This is a genomic window from Candidatus Kryptobacter tengchongensis, assembly GCF_001458555.1.
GTDB lineage: Bacteria > Bacteroidota > Ignavibacteria > Kryptoniales > Kryptoniaceae > Kryptonium > Kryptonium tengchongense.
Window position 1 is genome coordinate 1 of sequence record NZ_CZVH01000108.1, and the last position, 6,699, is coordinate 6,699.

The window sequence follows — 6,699 nt, forward strand, 5'->3', positions numbered from 1 at the left end:
GTGATGTAATTTGCGGTCTTTCCAATGCGGGTTCAGATTGAATTCTTCTTGAAAGCTCAAAAGCTGCTGAAATAACAACTGCCTTTTTTAAACCTATCCCTTTATATTTTTTTAGATCCCCAAGACCCTTACGAGCAAGCTCACGCAAACTTCCTGCATCGGATAAAATTTTATTTGCAAGATCTATAGCAGATATTTTTTTCGTTCCAGAACCGATTAAAATTGCAAGCAACTCGGCATTTGAAACTGATTGAGGTCCAAATTTTATGAACTTCTCTCTTGGTCTTGTTTCCGGTGGCAAATCCTTTATCCTAACTCTGTAGTCTGTTTCAACTTCATATTTCATTGACTTACCACCCACTGAGATAATTTTCTTATTAAGCTATCCTTGAAGACAAGGATTGAGACAGATTTGTTGATCCTTTCAGCATCAAAAATAACATCTCGTCCAATTCCAGCCATTTCATAATTTTTAAGCGCTTCGTAAACTTCATCAGATGTCAATTTACCCTCGCTTACTATTTTCAAAATTAACCTCCCTGCGTCATATCCGTAAATTGAAAAATCGTCTGGATCAGATCCAAATTTTTCCCTAAACAATTTCGCAAAGTTTTTAAATGAGTAACTTTCACGGTCAATATATTGTCCGCTTGTGAATATAACACCATCCGTATATCTCCTATTCATATAAAGTTCATCAAAATTGTTCCATACATCGTTACCGAGGATTTTAACTTTTAGGTCATGGTAATATATTTGAGAAGAAATTATCCCGATAAAATCTGAATTTATGATTGGAGCAAATAAGCCGATTTCTTCAGAAACGACCTCCCCCACTGGCGCAGAGATTTTAAGCGAGTCAAGTTTTGTAATTAGATTTCTAAAATACGGACGAAGATCGGTTTCATCGGAGCTATAAAATTGAATTGCGATGACCTTTCCAGAGTTTCTTTCAACTTCATTAATAAACGCATCAACAAATGGTTTGATAATTTTATCGTTTGGTGCAAGGATGACGAAATTCTTCAAACCAAGTGCAAAAATAGCAAACTGCGCAAGCGTCTTTGAACGAATTGTATAGTTTGAATTAAATTGAAAGATATACTTGCTTAACTCCGTCAAACCATCTGATGTTGCAGTCGGAGAAATTATAGGTATTTTCACCTGATCCCCGAACCTTGCACAAAGTTGAACATCCTCACTATAAATTGGTCCAATTATAGCAAGAACATCTGGCGAATTTTTGAAATTTATCAATTTTTGATCAACATCTCTGCTTGTATAATACTTAACATCAATCCCAATCTTTGGGTTTGAATTCAAATTATGTTCATCAATTGCGATCTCAAGCCCCTTTAAAATTGATTCGCTCAAACTCTGCTTCTCTGGAAGCATAACCCCAATTTTTACCTTCGGGCGAACGAGCAATCGGTCATAATAATTAATTTGAAGCATCATCTTCTCATAAAACTCCGTTCCCTGAAAATACCTTAACTGGTTTGAGACATACCTTTTTGCATTCTCAACTTTTCCAGAAGAAGCAAGTCCATCGGAAATCCTACGAACTATGAGATATCTTACTTCAGGGGTCAATTCAAATTTTCCAATTTCACCAAGCTCACTCACACTAATTGAATCAACTACAGCCGAGACAACATCAATATACTTTAATTTCTCATATTTTGATTTTGAGATAGCCTTATCAAAAGAAAGCAACGCTTGTTTATACTCCCCAAATTTAACATAAATTAAACCGAGGGTGTAAAAAGCATCTTCAATGTATTCACTTTCTTGGAAACGATCAATGAATTTTTTCAGAAGTTTTTCAGCATCTCCAAATCTATTGAGATAGCACAACGCTTTTGAAGCCATAATATAACTTGCGGTTGTGCGATGGTTCAGATCAAGTGAAATAATGGAATCAAAATTTAAATAAGCAGATGAAAAATAAATCATACCTGCAGTATCACCACGAAGAACTCTTGCGTTCAAGCCAAGTTTAAAAAATTCAACTCCAGATTTAAAAAGCGAATCAGCAACTGGATTGTAAATTTTGTCGCTTTGACCCAAAAGATAACAATTGACAAAAACGAAAAATAAAATTAATCGTAAAAACCTAATCATTTCTCAAAAGATTAAGTTTTTCCTCTATTTTCGCTTCAGCGTTCGGGTCAATTCTTAACGCTTCACTGAAAAACCTATTTGCTTCTTCTTTTTTCCCACGGTATGTGTAAATCAATCCAAGATTTATGAATGAATCAACAAGATTTTTATCAAGCCCAATAGCACGATTAAAGTATTTCTCCGCTTCATCAATTTCACCAAGGTCAAGCAACAACTCCCCACATGTTTCCCAGAGAATTGCTTTATTAGGTTCAAGATCAATTGCGGTTTCAATAGCACTTTTCGCCTCGGTCAAATTCCTAAGGTTCCAATGTGAAATTGCAAGAAGATAATAAAGCATGTGATTATATGGTTCCTTTTTTATACCCCGTTGCAGATATTCCACTGCTTCCTCATAAGCTCCACGCTTTATTAGTATCTCCCCAAGGGTTTCAAAAACCTTAGGAAACTCAGGATCAAGTTTTAATACTTTCTTAAACTCTGCTTCAGCTTCAAGAAAATCACCCCTGTAATAATATGCAAGCCCAAGGTTGTAATGAACTACAGGATAATCAAGGTTAGCAATAGGGGTGTAAAATTTTATCGCTTCATCAAACCTTTTTGATTTAAGGCATATATTCCCAAGCATGAAAAGAACTTCTTCATTTCTCGGTTCAATTTCATACGCTTTTCTCAACAATTTTTCGGCGTAATTTTCCTTTCCAAGCTTTGTATAAATAAAAGCAAGCTCTATGTAAGCATCAACGAAATTTGGGAATTCATTTATAAGTCTATGGTAAATTTGAGTTGAATGTAAAAATTTCCCCGAATCAAAATATCTCCTTGCCTTTTCAAGTGATTTCCTCAAAACTGAATTTGGCATACCGATCTTACTCCCATTCAATTGTTGCTGGTGGTTTTGTCGTTATATCATAAACAACTCTATTAACTCCTCTAACTTCATTGACAATCCTTGATGAAATTCTCTCAAGCACATCATACGGCAACCTCACCCAATCAGCCGTCATTCCATCCTGACTTGTCACAGCTCTTAAAGCGATGACATATTCATAGCTTCTTTCATCACCCATAACCCCAACTGATCTTACGGGTAAAAGCACAGCAAAGGCTTGCCACATTTTATCATAAAGATTTGCTTTTTTTATTTCTTCAATAAGAATTTCATCAGCGCTTCTTAAAATTTCAAGTTTTTCATGCGTAATTTCACCAATAATTCTAACAGCAAGCCCTGGACCAGGAAATGGATGACGATTTAATATCTCATCATCAAGTCCAAGCGATTTTCCAACTCGTCTTACCTCATCTTTAAAAAGTTCTCTAAACGGTTCTATTAATTTAAATTTCATCTTTTCTGGAAGCCCACCAACATTGTGGTGAGTTTTTATCTTTGAAGAAGGTCCCCTATAAGATGTTGACTCAATTACATCTGGATATAAAGTTCCCTGTGCGAGAAATTCAACATCTACGAATTTCTCCGCCTCTCGTTCAAAAACTTCAACAAAAGTATGTCCTATGATTTTTCTTTTCATTTCTGGTTCAACTACACCGTGCAACCTCTCAAGAAAAATCTCACCAGCGCCAACATAATGAACATTAATACCAAGTTTTTTAAACATTTCAATAACTTCTATACTTTCATTCTTACGCATCAATCCATTATCAATGTAAATTGCAATCAAATTTTTGCCAATAGCTTTGTTAAGCAGGACAGCAAGCACTGTTGAATCAACCCCACCGCTTACAGCACATATAACTTTTTTATCCTTGACCGTGTCTTTAATTTCTTTTATCGTATTTTCAATAAAAAATTCAGCGTTCCAACCACCATGACATTCACAGATTTTATATACGAAATTTTTCAACATATCAATCCCTTTTTCAGTATTTGCAACTTCTGGATGAAATTGCACACCGTAAATTTTTTTATCCTTTTTTCGTATCGCACAAATTGGGGAGTTTTCAGTTTGACCGATGACCTCAAATCCATCAGGTGCTTTCACAAGCGCATCACCATGACTCATCCAGACAACGGTATTTGAACCCAAACCATAGAAGAGATCATCATCTTTTTCAATTTTTAAAATTGCTTTCCCATATTCTCTTTTAGCAAACCTATCAACTTCCCCACCAAGATTATATGCAATGAGTTGAAGCCCATAACAAATCCCCAAAACAGGAATCCCAAGCTCAAATAATTTAACATCAACTTGTGACCGCCAGATAGAATTATCCCTTTCGGTTTTGATCTCACAATTTCATCAATAGGGAAATTAAAAGGTTGAACTTCGGAATATACACCAAGTTCCCTTATCTTTCTTGCTATAAGCTGTGTGTATTGTGAACCGAAGTCAAGTATAAGGATAAATTCACTGGGTCGCATCAACTTTTTAAGTTTATGAGTTTTGATTTAAATATAAAAAAATTTCTCCAAATTCACATAAAACCAGATTACAACCTGTGATGCGATGCTTTTTTATTTTCACGAATCAATTTAAATTTTTCTTTAGCAAACTATTTCACAAACAAAATAAATAAAAGCAAATGCGATACCGAATCCTTGGAAGAACAGGTCTTCAAGTGTCGGAAATTGGATTTGGCTCATGGGGAATAGGAGGTAAAATGTGGGCGGACTCAAACGATGAGGAATCAATAAAAGCTCTTCACAGAGCAATTGAACTTGGTGTTAATTTTATTGATACTGCCCTTGTTTACGGAGATGGACACAGCGAAAGATTAATAGGCAAGGTTTTGAAAGAAGTAAGGGAAACAGTTTATGTCGCTACAAAAATACCCCCCAAAAACATGATTTGGCCAGCCCTCAAAGGAACCCCTCTGAAAGACGTTTTCCCGTATGATCACATCATAAAATCAACCGAGCAAAGTTTAAAAAATCTTGGTGTTGATACAATTGACTTGCAACAATTTCACGTCTGGAATGATGAATGGGCAAGAATGGATGAATGGTGGGAGGCGATACAGAAACTGAAAGAAGAAGGAAAAATAAGATTCTTTGGAATCTCAATAAATGACCATGAACCATGGAATGCGATTGAGCTCATAAAAACTGGAAGGGTTGATACAGTTCAAGTAATTTATAACATCTTTGACCAATCTCCTGAAGATGAACTTTTTCCCGTTTGCATGCAGTATAATATTGGAGTAATTGTCAGAGTTCCATTTGACGAGGGGAGTTTAACTGGAAAGATAACGCCCGAAACGAGATTTCCAGAAGGAGATTGGCGAAATAGATATTTTAGAGACGATAGAAAACAACAGGTATGGGAAAGAGTTCAAAAACTTGAAAAACTACTTGGGGACGAAGCAAAGACATTGAGCGAGCTTGCTCTAAGGTTTTGCCTGTCTCATGAAGCTGTTTCAACAGTAATCCCAGGAATGAGAAAAATTCAACATGTTGAGGAAAACTGCTCTGTTTCAGATGGAAGGAAACTATCTCAAAAAATGTTACTTGAACTAAGAAAACACAGATGGGTTAGAAATTTCTATCGTTGAGTGAAAAGATTACCCCCTCCAAAGTTATCAGTGGAGGGGGGGATTATATTACGCAAACTGGTCAAAAAGCTTTTCTAATCTTTCTTTTTTTACAGCTTCATCAATCGCGCCATCAAATTTGGATATAATTTTCTCAAGATTACTTTCAAATGTTGGTCTCTCCTCACGATAGAATATCCCAGTGTAAATTTTATCCTGAGCCATCGCAAGTTCAAATGCCTTCAGCTTATTTGTCGGGTCATGCTCTGGCGGAATTTCAACAACCTTTTCACGGACAAAGTCAAAGGTGATTTCCATGTTGAAAGTTGGACATGGCGATATAACATGAATTGCAGCAAAGCCCTTATGTCTTGTCGCCTCAATTATAAGTTGAGTTAGCTGTTTAGTGTTTGACGAAAACCCACGGGCTACGAAAGTAGCGCCATAAGCAAGAAGAAGCATAACTGGATTAATTGGTGGTTCAATCGCCCCGTAGGGAGTCGTCGTTGTTGTCATCGTCAAAGTTGAAGTAGGTGAAACTTGACCTTTTGTTAAGCCATAAATTGCGTTGTCAAGAATTATATAAACCATATCTGGGTTTCGCCTTGCGACATGCGGAATATGCCCCCCACCTATTGCAAATCCATCTCCATCTCCACCGACAACAAAAACTTCAATTTCTGGATTTGCTATTTTAACTCCAAGTGCAACTGGTAAAGCTCTCCCATGAACGGTATGAAGATTATACCCTCTAACGAAGTGGGGAAATCTGCTTGAACAACCTATTCCGGAAACAATGCTTAATTTATGAGTTGGAATTTTCATTTCCCCAAGCGCCCTTATAAAAGCCGCAAGCACTCCGTAGTCACCGCAACCTGGACACCATGTTGGTTTAACTTCGCTTTTATACTCAACCTTCGCTTGTTTTATTTTTTCCATTACTTCACTCATTTCGCTACCTCAATTATTTTGTTATAAATTTCTTCAGATGTGAAAGGAATGCCACCGTAATTATTTAGCTTTATCGGGTTATAATCCACGAACATTCTTAATATATTTGCAAATTGTCCATGATAATTTTGCTCA

The 6,699-nt window shown here is 36.3% G+C and carries 5 protein-coding genes and 1 pseudogene; 1 reads left to right on the forward strand and 5 read right to left on the reverse strand.

What is annotated here, in order from left to right; translation table 11 throughout:
• The 4 genes and pseudogenes from AT685_RS08045 to guaA form a co-directional block, all read right to left on the reverse strand.
• The coding region (locus AT685_RS08045; protein ID WP_320409086.1) for a UPF0758 domain-containing protein at positions 1-346 on the reverse strand (346 nt) is incomplete at its 3' end.
• Positions 343-2,124 (reverse strand): ABC transporter substrate-binding protein, encoded by a 1,782-nt coding sequence (locus AT685_RS08050; RefSeq protein WP_072152237.1) that lies wholly within the window; start codon positions 2,122-2,124, stop codon positions 343-345. The genes AT685_RS08045 and AT685_RS08050, both read right to left, overlap by 4 nt.
• Positions 2,117-2,986 (reverse strand): tetratricopeptide repeat protein, encoded by an 870-nt coding sequence (locus AT685_RS08055; RefSeq protein ID WP_143713190.1) that lies wholly within the window; start codon positions 2,984-2,986, stop codon positions 2,117-2,119. Before AT685_RS08055 ends, AT685_RS08050 begins: the two co-directional genes overlap by 8 nt.
• Positions 2,987-2,993: 7 nt before the next feature.
• A pseudogene (guaA, locus tag AT685_RS08060) lies at positions 2,994-4,504 on the reverse strand (glutamine-hydrolyzing GMP synthase).
• A gap of 161 nt (positions 4,505-4,665) precedes the next feature.
• Here guaA and AT685_RS08065 point away from each other — a divergent pair.
• Entirely contained in the window at positions 4,666-5,634 is a 969-nt protein-coding gene (locus AT685_RS08065) for an aldo/keto reductase (RefSeq protein ID WP_072152239.1), read from the forward strand.
• Between the two features lie 48 nt (positions 5,635-5,682).
• On the opposite strand, the gene AT685_RS08070 is transcribed toward AT685_RS08065, so the two are convergent.
• The gene (locus AT685_RS08070) at positions 5,683-6,564 is read right to left on the reverse strand and encodes a 2-oxoacid:ferredoxin oxidoreductase subunit beta (protein WP_081040650.1); all 882 of its coding nucleotides are present in this window, start codon (positions 6,562-6,564) and stop codon (positions 5,683-5,685) included.
• Positions 6,565-6,699 lie beyond the last annotated feature (135 nt).